An 18,974-nucleotide genomic window follows, 5' to 3' on the forward strand; every position below is an offset into this window, starting at 1 on the left:
CCCGGCGCCCGGACGGGCGCCGGGTCAGTGGCGCAACTTCTCTCGGAGCTGTTCGAGCTCCTTTTCCAGCTCGATCATGCGCAGCTCGCGGCCGACGACCACTTCTTCGAACTTCTCCAAGTCGTGGATCTTCTCTTGCAGCTCGGCCTTCGACTGCTGGAGGTCGCGGAGCATCCGTTCGTACTCGGTCATGTCGCGCAGGATCCCGATGGCGCCGATGATCCGCCCCTCCGCATCGCGCCAGGCCGCGGCGTTCAAGGTCGTCGGCGTCACCTTGCCGGCGGCGCTCCTCGGATGGAGGCGGACGTTGCGGGTGATGCCCTTCTTCACGACCTCCCGCAAGGCGGCGGTCAACTGCCCGACGTCCTCGGGCGAGAGGAAGCGGGACAAGGCTTCATGGCCGAGCTCATCGGGGCGGATCCCGAGCAGGTCGGACGCCGCGTTGTTGGCGAGCAGGATGTTCGCCTCGAGGTCGGAGACGAACAGCGGATCCGGGGCGTGCTTGATCAGGCTCTCCGCCGCCTTGGTCCGCACCAGCTCCGATTGCGCCCGTTCCAATTCTTCGTTCTTGAGCTTGAGGTCCCGGCTCCGCTTGGCCAACTCCAAAAAGACGCTGACCTTCGACTGAAGAATCTCGGGGACGAGCGGCTTGACGATGTAGTCGACGGCGCCGTGGGCATACCCCTTGATGACGTCCGAGTCTTCCTTGTTGTAGCTGGTGAGAAAGATGATGGGGACGTCCCGGGTGCGCTCCCGGGCGCGGATCAAAGAGGCCGTCTCGTACCCGTCCAGCCCGGTCATCTTGACGTCGAGCAGGATGACCGCGAAGTCGTCCTCCAGCAAGCGCTTGAGCGCTTCCTCCCCGGACATCGCCTTCACGATGACGCGGTCGGGGGCCGTAAGGACCGCTTCGATCGCCACGAGGCTCTCCGCATTGTCGTCGACGAGAAGGATTTTCAGCTTCGACGAATCGTCGCGATCCTCATCGATCGGCACCCTGAAGTACGGGACGCGTCCGACCGGGGTTTCCACTCCGTCCAACATGGTCTCTCCTTTCGGGCGTCAGCGCTCCAGACGACCTGACTTCCGGTACACCGTCCGTCCTTCATCCAGCGGCTCATAGTCGCACGACTCATCGGCTTCGAGGCCCGGGATCGGCCCTCCGGCAAGCAGCCCGAACCGGCCGAGGCTGTCTCGAACGAGCCGGAGCACCCGCGCTTGCAACGCCGGTCCCAGCACGGGCCAGAGATGAGGAGCGACCACCGTCTCGAACTCATGGAAGACGCCGTCGGTGGACAATTGGTGCTCGAGGAACACGACCGCGCGGCGCAACGGTGCCGCCACCAACACCTCCTCGTCCTTCTTCAACAGATACTCGCTCAGCACCCCCCGGCCGCCCGCCTTCCGATAGTCCGCCTCGGCCCGGACGAAATCCTCGGCCGAGACCGGAACCCGGCCGTCCTTCGCGGCCCGGTAGACCGCCTCGCTCACATCGGTGGCATAGATCTGGGCCCGCCCCAACAGTCCGGCCTCGTGCAACAGGATGGCGACGGCGTAGGCATCGTGTCCCGCTCCGCACGCCGGAACCCAGACGGCGATCGAGGGATACGTGCGGAGCACCGGCACGGCGTGGGTCAGGAACGCCTTGAAGACCCGTGGCTCCGAGAAGAAACGCGGCGGAGCGACCACGAGGCCTTGCAAGAGCGCGTCCACGCTGCCCGCATGGTGCAGCACCCGATCCTGTAGGCCCGACAGCGTCTCGACCCCTTCCGCGAGGACCCGCGCCCAGACGCGCCGCTCCAGCCAGGCGCGATCGTAGCCTTCGAAATCGAACCCATAGCACTGCCGCAGCCCCTCGAGCAAGAGCCGAAACTCCGAGTCCTCCACCCGAGCCTGTTGTACCGTAGAATGCATGACAACCAGTGATGAGCGCTGAATGATGAACGATGAATGAACAGATTTCAAAAGATTTCTCCGGAAACCCTTCCATTCATCATTCGTCACTCATCACTCATCATTCTCCTCCTCACTGATACAGCCAGACCCGGAGCAGCGAGAGCAGTTGATCGGGCTCGACCGGCTTCGAGATGTAGTCCGAGGCGCCCGCCTCGATGCACTTGGCCCGGTCCACCTTCATGGCCTTCGCCGTCACCGCGATGATCGGCAGCGACGCATACTCAGGGATCTTCCGGATCACCCGCATCGTCTCATAGCCGTCCATCTCGGGCATCATCACGTCCAGCAGCACGACGTCCACGTCCGGATGCTCCTTCAACCGCTCGATCCCGGCATGGCCGTTCTCGGCATAGATCACCTTCATGTCCTGTAGCTCCAGGATGCTCGTCAGCGCGAAGATGTTGCGGATGTCGTCGTCGACGATCAGCACCTTCTTGCCGGCCAACGCCGGATCCTTCTGCGTGACGCTCTCGAGGATCTGCCGCTGCGGAGTGTCCAGGTTGGCCGCGGAGCGATGGAGGAACAGGGCGGTTTCCGCCACCAGCCGCTCGGGCGATTTCACGTCCTTCAAGATGATCGCATCGGTCAGCTTCTTGAGTTGGTTCTCCTCCTGGGCGCTCAAATCCTTCCCGGTGTAGACGATGATCGGCAGGTTGCGGTAGCCCAACTCCCCGTGAATGCGCTCGAGCAGATCCAAGCCGGGCATGTCGGGAAGCCGGAGGTCCAAGACCATGCAGTCGAAATGGTCGCTGCCGAGGGCCCGGATCGCCTCCTCCCCGCTTCCCACGGCGGTCGTGTGGACGTCACCCCCGCCCAACAACTCGACGATGCTCTGGCGCTGGATGGGGTCGTCCTCGACGACGAGCAGGTTCTTGGTCGGCCGCGTGATGAAGGCCACCATGTCGTCGAACGCTTTTTCCAGCCATTCCCGGCTCACCGGCTTGTTCAACCAGCCGAGGGCCCCCTGCTTGAGCCCCCGCTGCCGCGCCTCCTCCACCGAGATGATGTGCACCGGGATGTGCCGGGTGGCGGGGTCGTGTTTCAACCGGTCCAGGATCGTCCACCCGTCGTTGTCCGGCAGCCGGAGGTCGAGCGTGATCGCCGACGGCTTGAACCGCCGCGCCAGCCCCAGCCCCGCTTCCCCGCGCGTCGCGACCAGGACTTTGAAGCCTTTCTCCCGCGCCAGATCCACGAGGATCTGCACGAACGGGATGTCGTCCTCCACGATGAGCAGGACGCGGTCCTCCGCGGTGATGGTTTCTCGATCATCGGGAACCTCGATCGCGATCCCGCTCGTTGTTCCGACCGATTCCACGAGCATCTCCTCCCTCTGCGGCGGCCGGCTGGACAGCGCCGGGACGGACGGCCGCGTGAGCGTCGCCGTGGAGCTGTAGACCCTGGGCAGATAGAACGTGAACGTGCTCCCCTTGCCCGGCACGCTCCGGACCTGGATCTCTCCCCCGAGCAGCCGCGCGATCTCCCGGCTGATCGACAGGCCGAGCCCGGTGCCGCCGTACTTGCGGCTGGTGGTGCCGTCCGCCTGCTGGAACGCCTCGAAAATGATCTTTTGTTTTTCGGGGGCGATGCCGATGCCGGTGTCCGTGACGGAGAAGGCCACCACCGCGTCGGCCTGGTTCAACGTCGCATGCTCGCGGTCCCACCCGGAGGTGACCTTTTCGATCCGCAGGGACACGCTGCCGTGGTCGGTGAACTTGATCGCGTTCGACAGCAGGTTCTTGAGCACCTGCTGGAGCCGCAGCGAGTCGGTCTGGATCGCGGAGGGCAGGCCCGGGACCCGTTCGATGATGAACTCGAGCCCCTTGTTCTGCGCCAGTTGCCGGAAGCTGCGATCCACGTACTCGGTCAGCTCGGCGAACCCCACGGGCCCGATCGCCACCCCCATCGTCCCGGACTCGATCTTCGCCAGGTCGAGGATGTCGTTGATCAGCGCGAGGAGGTCGCTGCCCGACGCGTGGATCGTCTGCGCGAACTCCACCTGTTTCGACGTCAAGGTGCCCTCGCGGTTGTCGGCCAGGAGCTTCGACAGGATCAGCAGGCTGTTCAGCGGCGTCCGAAGCTCGTGCGACATGTTGGCCAGGAACTCCGACTTGTAGCGCGACGACAGGGCGAGCTGCTCGGCCTTTTCCTCGAGCGCCGCCCGCGCGACCTCGACCTCCCGGTTCTTCATCTCGACCTGAGCCTTCTGCTCCGACAGCAGGTTCGCCTTCTCCTCCAACTGCTCGTTGGTGCGCCGCAGCTCTTCCTGCTGCTGCCGCAGCAGCTCTTCGGACTTCCTGAGCGTCTCGGCCTGGCGCTCCAGCCGCTCGTTGGTGGACTTCAGCTCGTGCTGCTGGGCCTGCAATTCCGCGGTCAGCGCCTGGGACTGCTTCAACAGGTCCTCGGTCCGCATGTTGGCCGCGATCGTGTTGAGCACGATGCCGATGTTCTCCTTGAGCTGATCGAGGAACGTGAGGTGGATGTCGCTGTAGCGGTTGAACGAGGCCAGCTCGATCACCGCCTTCACCTCGCCTTCGAACAGCACCGGCAGCACCACGATGTTGTACGGCGGCGCCTCGCCGAGGCCGGAGCTGATCTGGATGTAGTCGGCCGGCACGTTGGTGACGAGGATGCGTTCCTTTTCCAACGCGCACTGGCCGACCAGGCCTTCCCCGATGCGGAAGACGTTGGAGAAGCCCTTGCGCTCCTTGTAGGCGTAGCTCCCGAGCAGCTTCATGACCCGCTCGCCTTCCATGCTGTCGCTGATGTAGAAGACCCCGTGCTGGGCGTTCACGAGCGGCGTCAACTCGGACAGGATGAGGTTGGCGACCGTGGTCAGGTTCCGCTGCCCCTGCAGCATGCCGGTGAACCGGGCCAGGTTGGTCTTCAGCCAGTCCTGCTCCGTGTTCTTCTGCGTCGTCTCGCGCAGGTTGCGGATCATCTCGTTGATGTTGTCCTTGAGGGCCGCCACCTCGCCCTGCGCGTCCACGGCGATCGACCGGGTCAGGTCGCCCTTCGTCACGGCCGTGGCGACTTCCGCGATCGCACGGACCTGGTTCGTGAGGTTCGCGGCCAACTGGTTCACGTTGTCCGTCAAGTCGCGCCAGACGCCCGCGGCCCCCGGCACCTTCGCCTGACCGCCGAGCTTGCCCTCGGTGCCGACCTCGCGCGCCACCGTCGTCACCTGATCGGCGAACGTGGCCAAGGTGTCGATCATCTCGTTGATCGTATCCGCGAGCGCCGCAATCTCCCCCTTGGTCTCCACCGTCAGCTTCCGCTTGAGGTCCCCGTTCGCCACCGCGGTGACCACGCCGGCGATGCCGCGCACCTGGTTCGTCAAATTGCTCGCCATCAGGTTGACGTTGTCGGTCAAGTCCTTCCAGACGCCGGCGACGCCCTTCACCTCGGACTGCCCGCCCAACTTGCCCTCGGTCCCGACCTCGCGGGCCACCCGGGTGACCTCCGACGCGAACGAGTTGAGCTGGTCCACCATCGTGTTGATCGTGTTCTTCAGCTCCAGGATCTCGCCCCGCACGTCCACCGTGATCTTCTTCGACAGATCGCCGTTCGCCACCGCCGTCGTCACCTGGGCGATGTTCCGCACCTGGTTCGTCAGGTTGTTCGCCATCCAGTTCACGTTGTCCGTGAGGTCCTTCCAGACGCCGGCCACGCCTTTGACGTCGGCCTGGGCGCCCAGCTTCCCTTCGGTGCCCACCTCGCGGGCCACCCGGGTCACCTCCGAGGCGAAGGAGTTGAGCTGGTCCACCATCGTGTTGATCGTGTTCTTCAGCTCCAGGATCTCGCCCCGCACGTCCACCGTGATCTTCTTCGACAGGTCGCCGTTCGCCACCGCCGTCGTGACGTGCGAAATGTTGCGGACCTGGCTCGTGAGGTTGCTCGCCATGAGATTCACGTTATCGGTCAAGTCCTTCCACGTCCCGCCGACCCCCTTGACGTCGGCCTGGCCGCCCAGCTTCCCCTCGGTACCCACCTCGCGGGCCACCCGGGTGACCTCCGAGGCGAACGAGTTGAGCTGGTCCACCATGACGTTGATCGTGTCCTTGAGCTCGAGGATTTCCCCGCGCGCATCGACGGTGATCTTCCTCGATAGGTCGCCGTTGGCCACGGCGGTCGCGACCTGGGCGATGTTCCGGACCTGGTTCGTGAGGTTGTTGGCCATCATGTTGACGTTGTCGGTGAGGTCCTTCCAGGTCCCCCCGACGCCCTTCACGTACGCCTGGGCCCCCAGCTTGCCCTCGGTGCCCACCTCGCGCGCCACCCGGGTCACCTCCGACGCGAACGCATTGAGCTGGTCCACCATCGTGTTGATGGTATTTTTCAGCTCCAGGATCTCGCCGCGGACATCCACCGTGATCTTCTTCGAGAGGTCCCCGCTGGCGACCGCGGTCGCCACCTGCGCAATGTTCCGCACCTGGTTCGTCAAGTTGCTGGCCATCGAGTTGACGTTGTCGGTCAGGTCCTTCCAGGTCCCCCCGACGCCCTTCACGTAGGCCTGGGCCCCCAGCTTGCCTTCAGTGCCCACCTCGCGGGCCACCCGGGTCACCTCCGAGGCGAACGAGTTGAGCTGATCCACCATCGTGTTGATGGTATTTTTCAACTCCAAGATCTCGCCGCGGACATCGACCGTGATCTTCTTCGAGAGGTCCCCGTTGGCGACCGCGGTCGCCACCTGGGCGATGTTGCGGACCTGGTTCGTCAGGTTGTGCGCCATCAAGTTGACGTTGTCGGTCAGATCCTTCCAGGTCCCCCCGACGCCCTTCACGTAGGCCTGGGCGCCCAGCTTCCCTTCGGTGCCCACCTCGCGGGCCACCCGGGTCACCTCCGAGGCGAACGAGTTGAGCTGATCCACCATAGTATTGATCGTATTCTTGAGCTCCAGAATCTCGCCGCGCACCTCGACCGTGATCTTCTTGGAGAGGTCGCCGTTCGCCACCGCCGTCGTCACCTGGGCGATGTTCCGCACCTGGCTGGTCAAGTTGCTGGCCATGAGGTTGACGCTGTCGGTCAGGTCCTTCCAGGTCCCTCCGATGCCCTTCACGATCGCCTGGCCGCCGAGCTTCCCTTCAGTGCCCACCTCGCGGGCCACCCGGGTCACCTCCGACGCGAACGAGTTGAGCTGGTCCACCATGACGTTGATCGTGTTCTTCAATTCGAGGATTTCACCGCGGGCATCGACCGTGATTTTCTTGGACAGGTCGCCGTTCGCCACCGCCGTCGTCACCTGGGCGATGTTGCGGACTTGATTGGTGAGATTGCTCGCCATCATGTTGACGTTGTCGGTGAGGTCCTTCCAGGTCCCCGCCACCCCCTTGACCTGCGCCTGGCCGCCGAGCTTCCCTTCGGTGCCCACCTCGCGGGCCACCCGGGTCACCTCCGAGGCGAACGAGTTGAGCTGATCCACCATGACGTTGACGATCTTCGACGCCCGGAGGAACTCCCCTTTGATCGGCACTCCCCCGCTCTCCAAGGGCATCGATTGGGTGAGGTCGCCCTTGGCGACCGACCCGATGACCCGCGTGACTTCCGTGATCGGCTGGACGAGGTCGCCGATCAGCTCGTTGACGGACTCGATGCAGGTCGCCCAGGAGCCGGACACGCTGCCGATCGAGGCCCGTTGCGCCGTCTTGCCCTCTTTCCCGACCACCCGGCGCAGCCGGACCAGTTCCTTGGTCAGCCGTTCGTTCTGCTCGATGATTTCGTTGAGCGTACTCGCCACTTCCGCGCTGAGTCCCCCTCGCTTGTGGCTGCGCATCCGTACGCTGAAGTCGCCTTTCCGAAACGCTCGCAGAGTTCCGAGCAGCAGCTCAGCGTCCAACGATTCCTGTGTCGGCATGTGGCCTCCTCACGGTGGTAAGAACAGGGCGGGTCGAGCCCGGTCGGGTCGTGGTACCATAGGCTACCTCACGGAGAAATGCAGTCAGCCTCCATCCTATCGATCTTGTAGGTTGATTGCCTACAGCAGACGCACCCGGGAACCGCTTGAACTCGCCGAGCTGCCGCGCGTCCTTCCGACACGCCCGGGGTGCCGCCTCCTACAGACCGGGTGCGGGCGGTGTGCCATGCTTCTCGCGTTTCCTACGCTGTTCCCTGCGGGCAACGGCGCGTCTTGCCGATGAAGACACATCTGGTTCTCCACACCCCCGCTCAGCGCTATGCCTTCGCCGCCGGCGTCTCGGCGGTGGCCCTGTCGGTCATGTTTGCCATGGACCGGATCGCCGGCTACGGCATGTTCCAGGTCGGCGTCGTCGGGGTCGTCCTGACTGCCTGGTATGGCGGGCTCGGGCCGGGGCTGCTGTCGGCCCTGCTCACCGGGTTCGGCATCATCTATTTCTTCCTCGATCCGCGCTATACCCTCGACGTGCCGCCTTGGGAGCAAGGGCTCCAACTGCTCGTCTTTACGTTCGTCGCCGTGCTCATGAGCAGCTTGAGCGAGGCGCGCTATCGCGCGGAAAGCCGCCTGCGCACCCGTTCGGAGCAGCTCGAAGCCGCCAACCAGGAGCTGGAGGCCTTTTCCTATTCGGTCTCGCACGACCTCCGGTGGCCGCTCCGCGCGATCGACGGGTACTCCCGAATCCTGCTGGACGACTACGCGGCGCACCTGGACGGCAAGGCGCGGCGCTATCTCGAGCACATCCGCGAGAGCACGCAGCAGATGGATCACTTGGTGGAAGACCTGTTGGCCTTCTCCCGCCTGGGGCGCCAGCCCCTCCACCGGCAGCCGGTCTTTCCCGCCGAGGTCGTGCGGCAGGTGCTGGACGAACTGAGGCCCGAGCGCACGGGGCGTGAGATCGAGATCGTGGTCGGTGAGCTGCCCCCCTGCGAGGCCGACCCCCGCCTGCTCAAGCAGGTGTTCATGAACCTGCTACAGAACGCGCACAAGTTCACCCGCCGGCGGGAGCAGGCGCGGATCGAGGTCGGGGCCCAGGTATCGGACAACGGCTGCGTCTACTCTGTCAAGGACAACGGCGTCGGGTTCGACATGAAGTACGCCGAAAAAGTCTTCGGGGTGTTCCAACGGCTCCATGCCCCGGAGGAATACGAAGGCACCGGCGTCGGGCTCGCGATCGTCCAGCGGATCATCCAGCGGCACGCGGGACGCATCTGGGTCGAGTCGGATCTCGACAAGGGGACCACCTTCTTCTTCACGATTGGAAAGGAAGAGCGATGACGCTGGGACCGATCGACATCCTGCTCATCGAGGACAACCCTCACGACGTGGAGCTGACGCTCCACGCCTTTCAAAAACACACGCTTGCCAAGCGCATCCACGTGATCCGGAACGGGGTGGAGGCCTTGGACTTCCTCCACTCGACGGGGGCCTACGCCGGGCGCACCGCCGAGCACAACCCGAAGCTGATCCTGCTCGACCTCAAGCTGCCGCTCGTGGACGGACACTACGTCCTGCGGCAAATTCGGTCGGATGAGACCGCGCGCAGGATCCCGGTGGTGATCCTCAGCTCTTCACGGGAGGCGCGCGACATCTTCCAGTGCTACCAACTGGGGATCAGCAGCTACATCGTCAAGCCCGTCAACTTCGACGAGTTCAAGGACGCGGCGCAGACGATTGCGAAGTACTGGCTCCAGTTGAACCAGCCGTGCACCGAATGACCGCGGCCCTCCGCAACCCGGACCGGCCCGAGCGCGCCTCCCGGACGCCGCCCGACGGCGCCGTTCCGGCGGGCTCCATGCCGGACCCGGCGTGGCTCCAACACCTGACCGTTCCGTTCGAGTACCCCGTCTACTTCACGAGCGGGGTCTTTGAACCGGACAACCCGGCTTTCCTCGCGGCGCTCTCGCGAAAGGAACCGGCCCGCCGCCATCGGGTGGCCGTCGTCATCGATGCCGGTGTCCTGTCCGCCTGGCCCGCGCTTCCCGGCGATCTCGCCCGTTATGCCGCCGTCCATGCCGACCACCTGGCGCTCGCCGGGGACCCGATCGCCGTCCCCGGCGGCGAGGCGATCAAGAACGACCCCCGATGGTTCGATCAGCTGACGGCCGCCTTCGACGGGCTCGGTCTCGATCGCCAGTCCTTCGTCACGATCATCGGCGGCGGGGCCGTCCTGGACCTCGTAGGGTACGCCGCCGCCGTGATGCACCGGGGGCTGCGGATCGTGCGGATGCCGACGACCGTGCTGGCCCAGAACGATGCCGGCTTGAGCGTGAAGAACGGCCGCAACGCGTTCGGCAAGAAAAATTGCCTGGGCGCCTTTGCCCCGCCGTTTGCCGTCCTGAACGACGACCGTTTTCTTCACACCCTCGAGCCGCGGGACCGCCGCGCCGGCATGGCGGAGGCCGTCAAGGTCGCGCTGATTCGAGACGCGGGCTTCTTCCGGTGGCTCGTGGACCATCGCGCCGCCCTCCGGGCCGGGGAGCACGGCGCGGTGCGCGACCTCGTCGCGCAGGCGGCGCGGCTCCATCTCGACCATATTGGGACCTCGGGCGATCCGTTCGAAACCGGGTCCGCGCGTCCGCTGGACTTCGGCCATTGGGCGGCCCACAAGCTGGAGACGCTGAGCGGCTATAGCCTCCGCCACGGCGAGGCCGTCGCCATCGGGATCGCCCTCGACACGCTGTATTCGGTCGACATCGGCCGGCTGGACAGCCGCGTGGGCGAGCAGGTCCTCGGGCTCTTCCACGACCTGGGCTTCTCGCTATGGAGCGACGCGCTGGCGGTCATCGGGAAAGACGGCCGGCCCGCCCTGCTCGATGGCCTGGGTGAGTTCCGGGAGCACCTGGGCGGCGAGCTCTCGATCACGCTCTTGTCCGGCATCGGCCAAGCCTTCGAAGCTCCCGCCATCGACGAGCGCGTCATGACCGAGGCGATACGCCGGCTCGAATTGACGAGTGTGCCATGAGGGTGGAGTCCCCGGGCCGGCCGGATCTTACCTATTGTACGAACATCCATCCGGGCGAGACGTGGGCCGAGGTCGCGGAGGCCCTGAGGCATGAGGTCCCCGCCGTCAAACGGCTCGTTGCTCCCGGGCGCCCGTTTGGGGTCGGCCTTCGCCTTGCCGCCGAGGCGGCGGCCGCCCTCGGCAACCCCGATGCACTGGAGGCATGCCGAGCGCTGCTCCTCGATCACGGGCTCTACGTCCACACGCTCAACGGGTTTGCGTTCGGGACCTTTCACGGCGGCCCGGTCAAAGAGCGGGTCTACCACCCGGACTGGCGTGACGAGACGCGGCTTGCCTATACCGATGCGTTGGCCTGGATCCTGGCCGGGCTGCTGCCCGACGACCGGGAAGGGACGATCAGCACGCTCCCGCTAGCCGGCACAGCCGGCCTCTCGCCGGAGGACCTCGCTCGATGCCGGGACCTGCTGATACGCCACGTCGCCACCTTGGTCCAGATCAAGGAGCGGGTCGGCCGAGACGTGAGCCTGGCCCTCGAGCCCGAGCCGTGCTGTTCTCTGGAAACGATCGGCGACACGATCGCCTGCTTCGAGCGCATGCTCTACGCCTCCGGCAGCGTGGCTCGGTTGAGCAGCCTGACGGGCCTGTCCCGGGCGGCCGCGGAGGCGTTCCTCCGCACCCACCTCGGGGTCTGCTTCGACGCCTGTCACCTGGCGGTCGAGTTCGAATCCGCGGACGCGGCGGTCGCCGCGCTCCAGGCGGCAGGCATCCGGATCTGCAAGATTCAGCTCAGCGCAGGGCTGACCCTCGCCTGGCCGCCGCAGACCGAGGAGCAGCGGGAGGCCTTGCGGACACTGGCGGGGTCGATCTATCTTCACCAGGTGGTCGGGCGGGCGAATGGGACCGTGTATCGGTTTCGTGACCTGGGGGACGCGCTCGAGGGGGCGCGACCGGCACAGGCCGACTGGCGCATCCACTACCACGTCCCGGTGTCCCGGGAGCGCTTCGGGCCGTTCCAGACGACGCAATCGTTTCTGGCCGATCTCCTGACCCTCTTACGCGGCCGGTCGATCACGCGGCATCTCGAGCTCGAAACCTATACGTGGAGCATCGTCCCGGATTCCTATCGTCACGGCGACGTCGTCAGCTTGCTGGCCCAGGAACTCCAATGGGTCTTGGCTCGCCTGACATAGCCCCTCCCCCGCCCCTGCCCGCCCGCCGGGCCGCCCGGCTCGGCTCCATGCCTTCGTGGCGCTCACCCGCCTCTCGAACGTGCCCACGGTCTGGAGCAACGTGGTGGCGGCCGCATGGCTGAGCGGCCCCGACTGGTCCGTCGGGTCGCTCGTCTTGGTCCTCATCGGCATGACGCTCTTCTACAGTGCCGGGATGGTGCTGAACGACGCGTTCGATCGCGACGTCGACGCCCGACGGCGGCCGGACCGTCCGATTCCCGCCGGCCTCGTCCGGGCCCGGGACGCCTTCGGCCTCGGCTTCCTCGGGCTGGCGCTCGGGGCGCTGCTGCTCGCGGCCGCCTCCGGCGGCCAGGTGAAAACCGTCGGAGCGATCCTGCTCTTGGCGTCCTTGATCGTCGCGTACGACGCCTTTCATCATCACGACGCGCTGAGCCCCGTGCTCATGGGGCTCTGCCGCATGCTCGTCTATCTGGTCACGGCCCTGGCGCTGACGAACCACGTCGCCCCGGCCGTGGCGGCCGGCTCCCTGCTCCTCTTCGTCTATGTCGCGGCGCTCAGCGCCGCGGCCAAGTGGTCCCTCTGCGGCTCGCGTGGCATCGCGGGGCTGATCGCCGGGATGGCGTTGATCGATGCCGGGCTGCTGGCCGGCTCGGGGTACCCCGCCGCCGCGTGCGTGGCCGCGCTCGCCTTTCCGGCGACCATGGTGCTCCAGCGCTGGGTGCAGGGAACGTGATCGGTCCTTCACCCGTCGTCGAACACGTGGCGCAGGATCAGGTCCTTGACCTCGGTGGCGACAACCGGCCGCTCCGGGACGCAAGCGGGCTCGGTCGACAGGACCAGCGGGCCGCTCTTGTGGTCGGGCTGCACCCGGCCGTGGGAGCCTTTCACGAGCGACGCATCCAGCGGGACGACGCGCATGAGGGACCGGAGCCCCATCTGCTTCTTGAGGAGCGTCCAGCCGATCATGAGCCGGGGGAAGCGCAGAGCGGGATCGAGGAACAACTCCACCGGGTCGTACCCGGGCTTGCGATGGATGTCGACGGTGCGTGCGAAATCGGGGGCCCTGTCGTCGTCCATCCAATAATAATAGGTAAACCAACGGTCCTCCCCGGCCACCGCCACCAAGTTTCCCGCGCGCGGATGATCGAGCCCGTGGGCCCGCTTCCCGTCCTCGTCCAGCACCTGCGCGATCCCCTCCTCGTGAGACAACAGATCGCGCACCTCTCGCAGCAGCTCGGCCCGTTGGACGTACACGTGGGCGACCTGGTGGTCGGCGACGGCAAAGACCTCGGAGGCTCCGGGGTCCAACTTGTCGGTGCCCAGCTCATCCCGCACCCGGAGCCACCCGGCCGTTCGGAAGAGACGATTCAGGTGGACGGCGCCGCGCACCGCGGTCATCCCATATTCGGACAGGACCAGCACCCGCGCCCCGTCGCGCTCGACGTGATCGATCAGCTCGCCGCAGACCGCGTCAACGGCCCGCAGGTCCTCGTGCAGGGCGGGATGGTGCGGCCCGAGGCGCTGGAGGTTGTAATCGAGATGCGGCAGATAGACGAGCGTCAACGTGGGGCGTCGCGTGTCATAGACGTGACGGGCCGCCGCGGCGATCCAGCGGCTGGATCGAATATCGGCCGCCGGCCCCCAGAAATGAAACAGCGGGAACGGCCCCAATCGGGCCGTGACCTCATCTCGAAGGTCGCCCGGCTGCGTGTAGATATCCGGGATCTTTCGACCGTCCGCGGGGTAGATGGGCCGCGGGGTCATCGTGTAATCGGCCGAGCTGTACATGTTGAACCACCAGAACAGCTTGGCGCAGGTGAAGGTGGGATCCCGCCGGCGCGCCGCCTCCCAGACCTTTTCGCCGGCGATCAGTCGGTTCGACTGGCGCCAGAACCAGATTTCGGCGAGGTCCCGAAAGTACCAGCCGTTCCCGACGCCGCCATGGTCCCGCGGCAAGAGGCCGGTGAGGAACGTCGCCTGGACGGAGCAGGTCACGGCGGGCAGCACGGGCTGAAGCGGGCGGACTCCCGAACGCGCGGCGAGGCGGGACAGGTACGGCGTGTGCTCGCCGAGCAGTCCGGGCGTGAGACCGACGACGTTCAGCACGACCGTGCGATGCATCGGTCATCCGAGGAGGCCGAAGGTCGCCGGTGAAGGTTCATCTTGATGCCGGAGCGAGGTCTTCTTACAGCCCGTGTAATGAGTTGACAGGCGCTATGATTCAGCCGGGACGATCGGCGCTTGCCCGCGCAGCACGGAGTTGCCTTCCCAGAGCTGCGTTTGATCGATCTCCGGGCCCTCGTCGTCCTCGTCGAGCTCGAGCCGGCCGGTCTGGCCGAAGAAGGCGGCGGGGTTCTTCCAGACGATCGTCTCGATCTCCTCGTCGGGGATGCCGTGCGCCCGCATGGCCGCGACCGTATGCGGGACCTTGAGCGGATCGCTCACCCCCCAGTCGGCTGCGCTGTTGATCAGGACCCGGTGCGCGCCATACCGCCGGACCAAGGCGACCATCCGGACCTCGTCCATTTTCGTGTGCGGGTAGATCGAATGGCCGGCCCAGCAGTCCGTCTTCAGCACCAACGGCAACGTCTCTTCCGTATTGTGATCGATCAAGACGCGCTCCTCGGGGAAGCCCAGCTCGCGGATGATTGCGAGGCTCCTCACCGTCCCTCGTTTCTTGTCCCGGTGGGGCGTGTGGACGAGGACCGGCAGGTCGAATTGCTCCGCCAACCGGAGTTGCTCGATGAAGTACGTTTCTTCATCGGCGGTCAGCTCGTCGAATCCGATCTCCCCGATCGCCACCACTCCGTCCTTGTCGAGGTAATGGGGGAGCAGCTCCATCACCCCGCGGGCGACCTTGGGATTGTTCGCTTCCTTGGGGTTCAAGGCCAGCGCGCAGAAATGATGGATGCCGAATTGACTGGCTCGGAAGCGCTCCCAGCCGAGCAGCGATTGGAAGTAGTCCTCGAACGTGCCGACGTGGGTCCGGGGCTGTCCCAACCAGAACGAGGGCTCTAGGACGGCGACGATCCCCGCGCGCCGCATCGCCTCGTAATCGGCGGTGGTCCGCGACGTCATGTGGATATGAGGGTCGAACAGTTTCACGGCGGACCTCGTCCCGTTCAGCCGGCCGCCTCACCCCGGGACGCGCAGGGGCCTCCGGCCCGTATGATGGCCATCGCGTCCTCGGGCACCGGACGCCCGGCTGCCCGTCGTTCGCTGATGAAGTCCCGGACCATCCATTGCAAGTCGTCAGTCAGCCGGCCGTCGAGCCCGATGATGCGGCCGAGGCGGACACCGGTGAACAAGACCTTGAGCACGAGCTGGTTGAAGGCCCGCTCGGGGAATTCCTCGGCGGCGAACGGGTTCTCGCATGCAATCGCCTCGAACAGCGGCTGGACGTGGCTGCGGCAGGCCTCCACCGCGAGCGGCACGAACCGCCGCCGATCCGGCAGGAGCGGGAGCGCGCGCAAGACCGCGCGTCGCTCCCGCGTATCCCCGCGTCGATAGCATTCGGCCAGCCACGACTCGAAGGCCGGGACGGGCATCGAGAGCCCGGCGGAGAGCACGATCACCACCCGTCCCAACTCATCGACCTTCTCGACGACGGGCCAGCCGATCCCTTCGGATCGGAGCGCCTCACGCTCGCCTGGCAGCAGCCCCAACCGCGCACGGCCGAACCAGCGGGCCGCTCGGGTGAACGCGCCGGTCAACGTCTCCAGGTCCTCGGCCGAGGGAATCATGGGGAGCGCGTCTCGAGGCACGCGCTTGCGGAGCATCGCCGTCAACACACCGAGGACCAGGCGCTGGTCGATCGCTCCCAATGCCGTCATCGTCGCTCAGCCGTGATCCGCAAGCTCATGGAGATAGACGAGCACGTGGGCCAGCTCCTCGTCCGTGAGCTGCTCCGTGGTAAACCCGGGCATTGCGCCGAACCCCTTGCGGACCTGCAGCCGCACCAGGAAATCCGGCAGCGGCTTGTTGTTGATCGCCGGCCCCAAGCCCGCCTCGCCGCCCGGATGGCACTGATGGCACTTCGCCATGAAAACCTTCTCGCCATGGATGGCGTCGGCGGACGTGAGCCGCAGCGGGCCGACGACCGGTTCGCTCCGCCGAGCCGAGCCACAGCCGGGGAGGGAGAAGAAGGTTAAAGTTAAGGTTGAGGTTAAGGTGAAGACGAAGAGCGACCTCAGAAGGCGTTGGAGGAAGGTCGATGTTGAGTTCGGCTTCATTTCAATCCCGCCTTTTTCCTGTTCCCCCTTAACCTCAACCTTAACCTTAACCTCTCTTCGTAATTCTCCACAGTACGCCGGTGCCCTTTCTCGGCTCCGCTGAGGGGCCCGGTGACGCCCAAGGCATCCGCACCTTCCCGCCCTGCCCGACCGTCATGACCCCGAAGTCGACGACGTAGAGCGCGCTCCCACTCGGGTCGAACCGCGCCGCGACCGGACGTTCGAGCCCGCCGCCGCCGATCAGCGAAGCCGGACCATTGAGGGTCCCCTTGTTCACCGCAAAATCGTGGACCACCCCACTGTCGACCTCCACGCGCACGACTTTGAACCCGACGGGTCCCATGACCTTCCCCGACGTCGGCGATTGATCCCCGAACAGGGCGATGAACGCCTGCCCGACATAGCCGAATGCCGGGTTGCGCGAGAAGTCGAAGCCGTCCGCGGACGCATGCACCCCCAGGATCGCCACCGGCTCGGGCGGCACCCCCGGGTGCGTGGCCAATAGCGGCCGCGGGACGGGTTTCCCGGGCGGGACGTAATGGTCGCCCAGGGAGAGCGGCTGCGTGCCATGAAAGTCCGGCCATCCATACCAGCGACCCGCCTCGACCGCCCAGAGCAGATCACCCGCTCCGTGGATCGCACGACTGCCGCGATCATCATAGCTGTTGTCGGTGACGAACAGTCGCCCGGAGGGTGAGAAGGCCAGGCCGAACGGGTTTCGAAAGCCCCACGCGATCAGCTCCGGCGGTCCGCCCTCGGGGGAAACTCGAAACACCGCGCCATGGCAGGGCCGCCGGCCCGGCACCACCTGCCCGGGCGTGGACTTGCGGCCGAACGAGGAAAAGGCGCCGGTCTCGGCACGGTCGCCGGCCTCGGGCGTGAGCGGATTCTCGCTCGTGAAATTTTCGCCGGCGAGCGTGACGTTCTCGCACGGGATGTCGTGCCTGTCGGGAAATCGGCCGAGCCAGCCGAACCGCGCATTGTCCTCGCCGACGACCCCCGAGTTGGTCATCGTCCCGACCCCGAAGTAGAGGGCCCCGTCCGGTCCGATCACTGCGCCGTTGGTGTGATGGTCTCCCATCGAAGGCAGGCCGTCGACGAGCGCGGTGATCCGCCCGTCGGGCGTGATCCGGAGGATCCGTCCGCCCTGTAGCATCCCGCCTTCGGCCACATAGAAGGCGCCCTTGTGATAGCTCACGCCCGTCCACGGGCCGTTGTTCTGTCCCGCGGCCACCGTGGTCGTGTCTCCGTTCGGCTCGATCCGGATCAGCTTCGGCGTCGTCCACACCTCGCCGTACGAGTACCCGGACTCGGTCACATACACGCGTCCCTCTTCATCGAAGGTCACGCCGGTCGGGAACGTGAGGCCGGTCGCAATGGCTTCGATGCGATACCCGGGCAGGAGCGCAATGTCCTCGGGATGGACCGTCCGGACGCCCGAGAAGACGGCCTGGCTGCCGCCGGAGGGGCTGCTCATCTCGAAGCACCCGCTCGTAACCGCGGCGCTCAGGAGTAAGAGTACAAAACCAAACACCCATGTCCGAAAGGGCTGTGCGTGGGTCATCGGTTCCCGATCGATGATGGTGGAGAAGGCAACCGAGCCTTACTTGCCATTCGCCGATGTGGTTCGCCAGCGGTGCGAGCGCTTGCTCGGTGTCGGTGCCTCGCCGACACCGTCCGGGGAATTGCCGTAGGACATTTACGGACTACTCGACTCCCCGCCTCCGATTGGATTTGTTCTTCACTCCTGTATGGTGCGCAATAGGGAGGAACACGACCGGTCATGGGGACAATGATTCTGGCGTGGTGGTTTCTCTTGTGGGCGCCCGGCGCGGGCAGCCAGCCGACGATCGTCGGCCCCTTTGATTCCGCGGCCGGGTGTGAGGCGGTGCGGGCGTGGTCCGTGCAGGCCACCCACGTCACCTCGCAACCCGTCGCCGTCTCCCCGTGCTGGAGCGGCCCGTTCAACGTCGGTAAGGAACCGATGCGGGAAGTGTTGAAATGAGTCGGCCGTTGGCGCGGAAGACCTGTCCGGGAGCGGACAGCTTGGCCTGGTCGGATTCCTGGCCGGCTTTGGATGAGTGCTCACCCCCTGAGGGAACCCCCTGAAGTCGCCGCTGTTTTCCCCCGCCCTCAGCGCTCCACTTTCGCTCGGTGCGATTGGTCTACGGCTTGCTTGGTTCAGGAGAGGGCGACTGAGTCACTCTGAACCAGGAGGTTGCTATGCGGTATCTGGCTATTCCGTTCGCGGTGGCGCTTTGCGCTCTGACCGCCTGTGCCAATCAGGAAAACCTGGCGAAGTCGGCGCGCATTTCGATGTCCGAAGCCGTCAGAACGGCGGAGGCGTCCGTGCCGGGTGGCAAGGCGAAGGAGACGCATCTCGAGCAGGAAGGCGATCGGACCGTGTACGAAGTGGAGATGGTCGACACTACCAACAACACCAGGACGGTGTGGATTGACGCGCAGACCGGCCGCATCATCAAGACCGACCGGTAACCGGCGAAATCCGGAAAGGACACTATGTTGAGCTACGCGTTGATTTTTCTGGTCCTGGCGGTGATCGCAGGCGTGCTCGGGCTCTCGGGCGTCGCCTCGATGGCGACGAACATCGCGTGGATCCTGTTCGTCGTCGGGCTGATCCTGCTGGTCGTCCATCTGATCAGCGGACGTCGCGTCCCACCTCCGGCATAGCCCGTCCACCGGGAGGGCCCGGCCAGGCCGGG

Annotated in this window: 16 protein-coding genes; 8 read left to right on the plus strand and 8 right to left on the minus strand. The window is 65.8% G+C overall.

The annotated features are described in order from the left end of the window. Positions 1-24: 24 nt before the first annotated feature. The 3 genes from ACWHYV_RS14535 to ACWHYV_RS14545 form a co-directional block, all read right to left on the minus strand. On the minus strand, positions 25-1,044 hold the full coding sequence (locus ACWHYV_RS14535; protein ID WP_447977216.1) for a response regulator: 1,020 nt from the start codon (positions 1,042-1,044) through the stop codon (positions 25-27). Positions 1,045-1,062: 18 nt separating this feature from the next. Beyond that, positions 1,063-1,914 (minus strand): CheR family methyltransferase, encoded by an 852-nt coding sequence (locus ACWHYV_RS14540; protein ID WP_447977217.1) that lies wholly within the window; start codon positions 1,912-1,914, stop codon positions 1,063-1,065. Positions 1,915-2,026: 112 nt separating this feature from the next. Continuing rightward, positions 2,027-7,807: a HAMP domain-containing protein gene (locus ACWHYV_RS14545; protein ID WP_447977218.1), complete on the minus strand. Its 5,781-nt coding sequence runs from the start codon at positions 7,805-7,807 to the stop codon at positions 2,027-2,029. 279 nt (positions 7,808-8,086) lie between these two features. On the opposite strand from ACWHYV_RS14545, the gene ACWHYV_RS14550 reads away from it, so the two are divergent. The 5 genes from ACWHYV_RS14550 to ACWHYV_RS14570 are packed head-to-tail and all read left to right on the plus strand — an operon-like array spanning position 8,087 to position 12,752. Beyond that, a complete protein-coding gene (locus ACWHYV_RS14550; RefSeq protein ID WP_447977219.1) occupies positions 8,087-9,142 on the plus strand; it encodes an ATP-binding protein in 1,056 nt (351 codons plus the stop codon). After that, complete coding sequence (locus ACWHYV_RS14555) at positions 9,139-9,582, plus strand: response regulator (protein WP_447977220.1); 444 nt, start codon at positions 9,139-9,141, stop codon at positions 9,580-9,582. Before ACWHYV_RS14550 ends, ACWHYV_RS14555 begins: the two co-directional genes overlap by 4 nt. Next, the gene (locus tag ACWHYV_RS14560; RefSeq protein WP_447977221.1) at positions 9,579-10,829 is read left to right on the plus strand and encodes a 3-dehydroquinate synthase; all 1,251 of its coding nucleotides are present in this window, start codon (positions 9,579-9,581) and stop codon (positions 10,827-10,829) included. The genes ACWHYV_RS14555 and ACWHYV_RS14560 overlap by 4 nt, the downstream gene beginning before the upstream one ends. Next, positions 10,826-12,019 carry a metabolite traffic protein EboE gene (gene eboE / locus ACWHYV_RS14565; protein WP_447977222.1) on the plus strand — a complete coding sequence of 398 codons (1,194 nt, stop codon included), beginning with the start codon at positions 10,826-10,828 and terminating at the stop codon, positions 12,017-12,019. Before ACWHYV_RS14560 ends, eboE begins: the two co-directional genes overlap by 4 nt. Before the next feature lie 55 nt (positions 12,020-12,074). Beyond that, positions 12,075-12,752: a UbiA family prenyltransferase gene (locus ACWHYV_RS14570; protein WP_447977223.1), complete on the plus strand. Its 678-nt coding sequence runs from the start codon at positions 12,075-12,077 to the stop codon at positions 12,750-12,752. An 8-nt stretch (positions 12,753-12,760) separates the two neighbouring features. Here ACWHYV_RS14570 and ACWHYV_RS14575 read toward each other — a convergent pair whose 3' ends face one another. The 5 genes from ACWHYV_RS14575 to ACWHYV_RS14595 all read right to left on the minus strand — a co-directional run bounded on the left by ACWHYV_RS14575 (position 12,761) and on the right by ACWHYV_RS14595 (position 17,728). Further along, a complete protein-coding gene (locus ACWHYV_RS14575) occupies positions 12,761-14,140 on the minus strand; it encodes an alkaline phosphatase family protein (RefSeq protein ID WP_447977224.1) in 1,380 nt (459 codons plus the stop codon). Positions 14,141-14,233: 93 nt separating this feature from the next. Beyond that, positions 14,234-15,097: a TatD family hydrolase gene (locus tag ACWHYV_RS14580; RefSeq protein ID WP_447980729.1), complete on the minus strand. Its 864-nt coding sequence runs from the start codon at positions 15,095-15,097 to the stop codon at positions 14,234-14,236. A 44-nt stretch (positions 15,098-15,141) separates the two neighbouring features. Further along, positions 15,142-15,852: an EboA domain-containing protein gene (locus ACWHYV_RS14585; protein ID WP_447977225.1), complete on the minus strand. Its 711-nt coding sequence runs from the start codon at positions 15,850-15,852 to the stop codon at positions 15,142-15,144. 6 nt (positions 15,853-15,858) lie between these two features. Beyond that, the gene (locus ACWHYV_RS14590; RefSeq protein ID WP_447977226.1) at positions 15,859-16,062 is read right to left on the minus strand and encodes a c-type cytochrome; all 204 of its coding nucleotides are present in this window, start codon (positions 16,060-16,062) and stop codon (positions 15,859-15,861) included. Between the two features lie 235 nt (positions 16,063-16,297). Further along, a complete protein-coding gene (locus ACWHYV_RS14595) occupies positions 16,298-17,728 on the minus strand; it encodes a PQQ-dependent sugar dehydrogenase (protein ID WP_447977227.1) in 1,431 nt (476 codons plus the stop codon). Positions 17,729-18,034: 306 nt separating this feature from the next. Between ACWHYV_RS14595 and ACWHYV_RS14600 the strand changes: the two genes are divergently transcribed. The 3 genes from ACWHYV_RS14600 (at position 18,035) to ACWHYV_RS14610 (ending at position 18,942) form a co-directional block, all read left to right on the plus strand. Continuing rightward, positions 18,035-18,256, plus strand: coding sequence for a hypothetical protein (locus ACWHYV_RS14600; RefSeq protein ID WP_447977228.1), 222 nt, complete (start codon positions 18,035-18,037; stop codon positions 18,254-18,256). 218 nt (positions 18,257-18,474) lie between these two features. Then, positions 18,475-18,747, plus strand: coding sequence for a PepSY domain-containing protein (locus ACWHYV_RS14605; protein ID WP_447977229.1), 273 nt, complete (start codon positions 18,475-18,477; stop codon positions 18,745-18,747). Positions 18,748-18,771: 24 nt separating this feature from the next. Then, positions 18,772-18,942, plus strand: a complete 171-nt coding sequence (locus ACWHYV_RS14610; protein ID WP_447977230.1) for a DUF1328 domain-containing protein — start codon at positions 18,772-18,774, stop codon at positions 18,940-18,942. Positions 18,943-18,974 lie beyond the last annotated feature (32 nt).

It is taken from the genome of Candidatus Nitrospira bockiana (assembly GCF_965152565.1).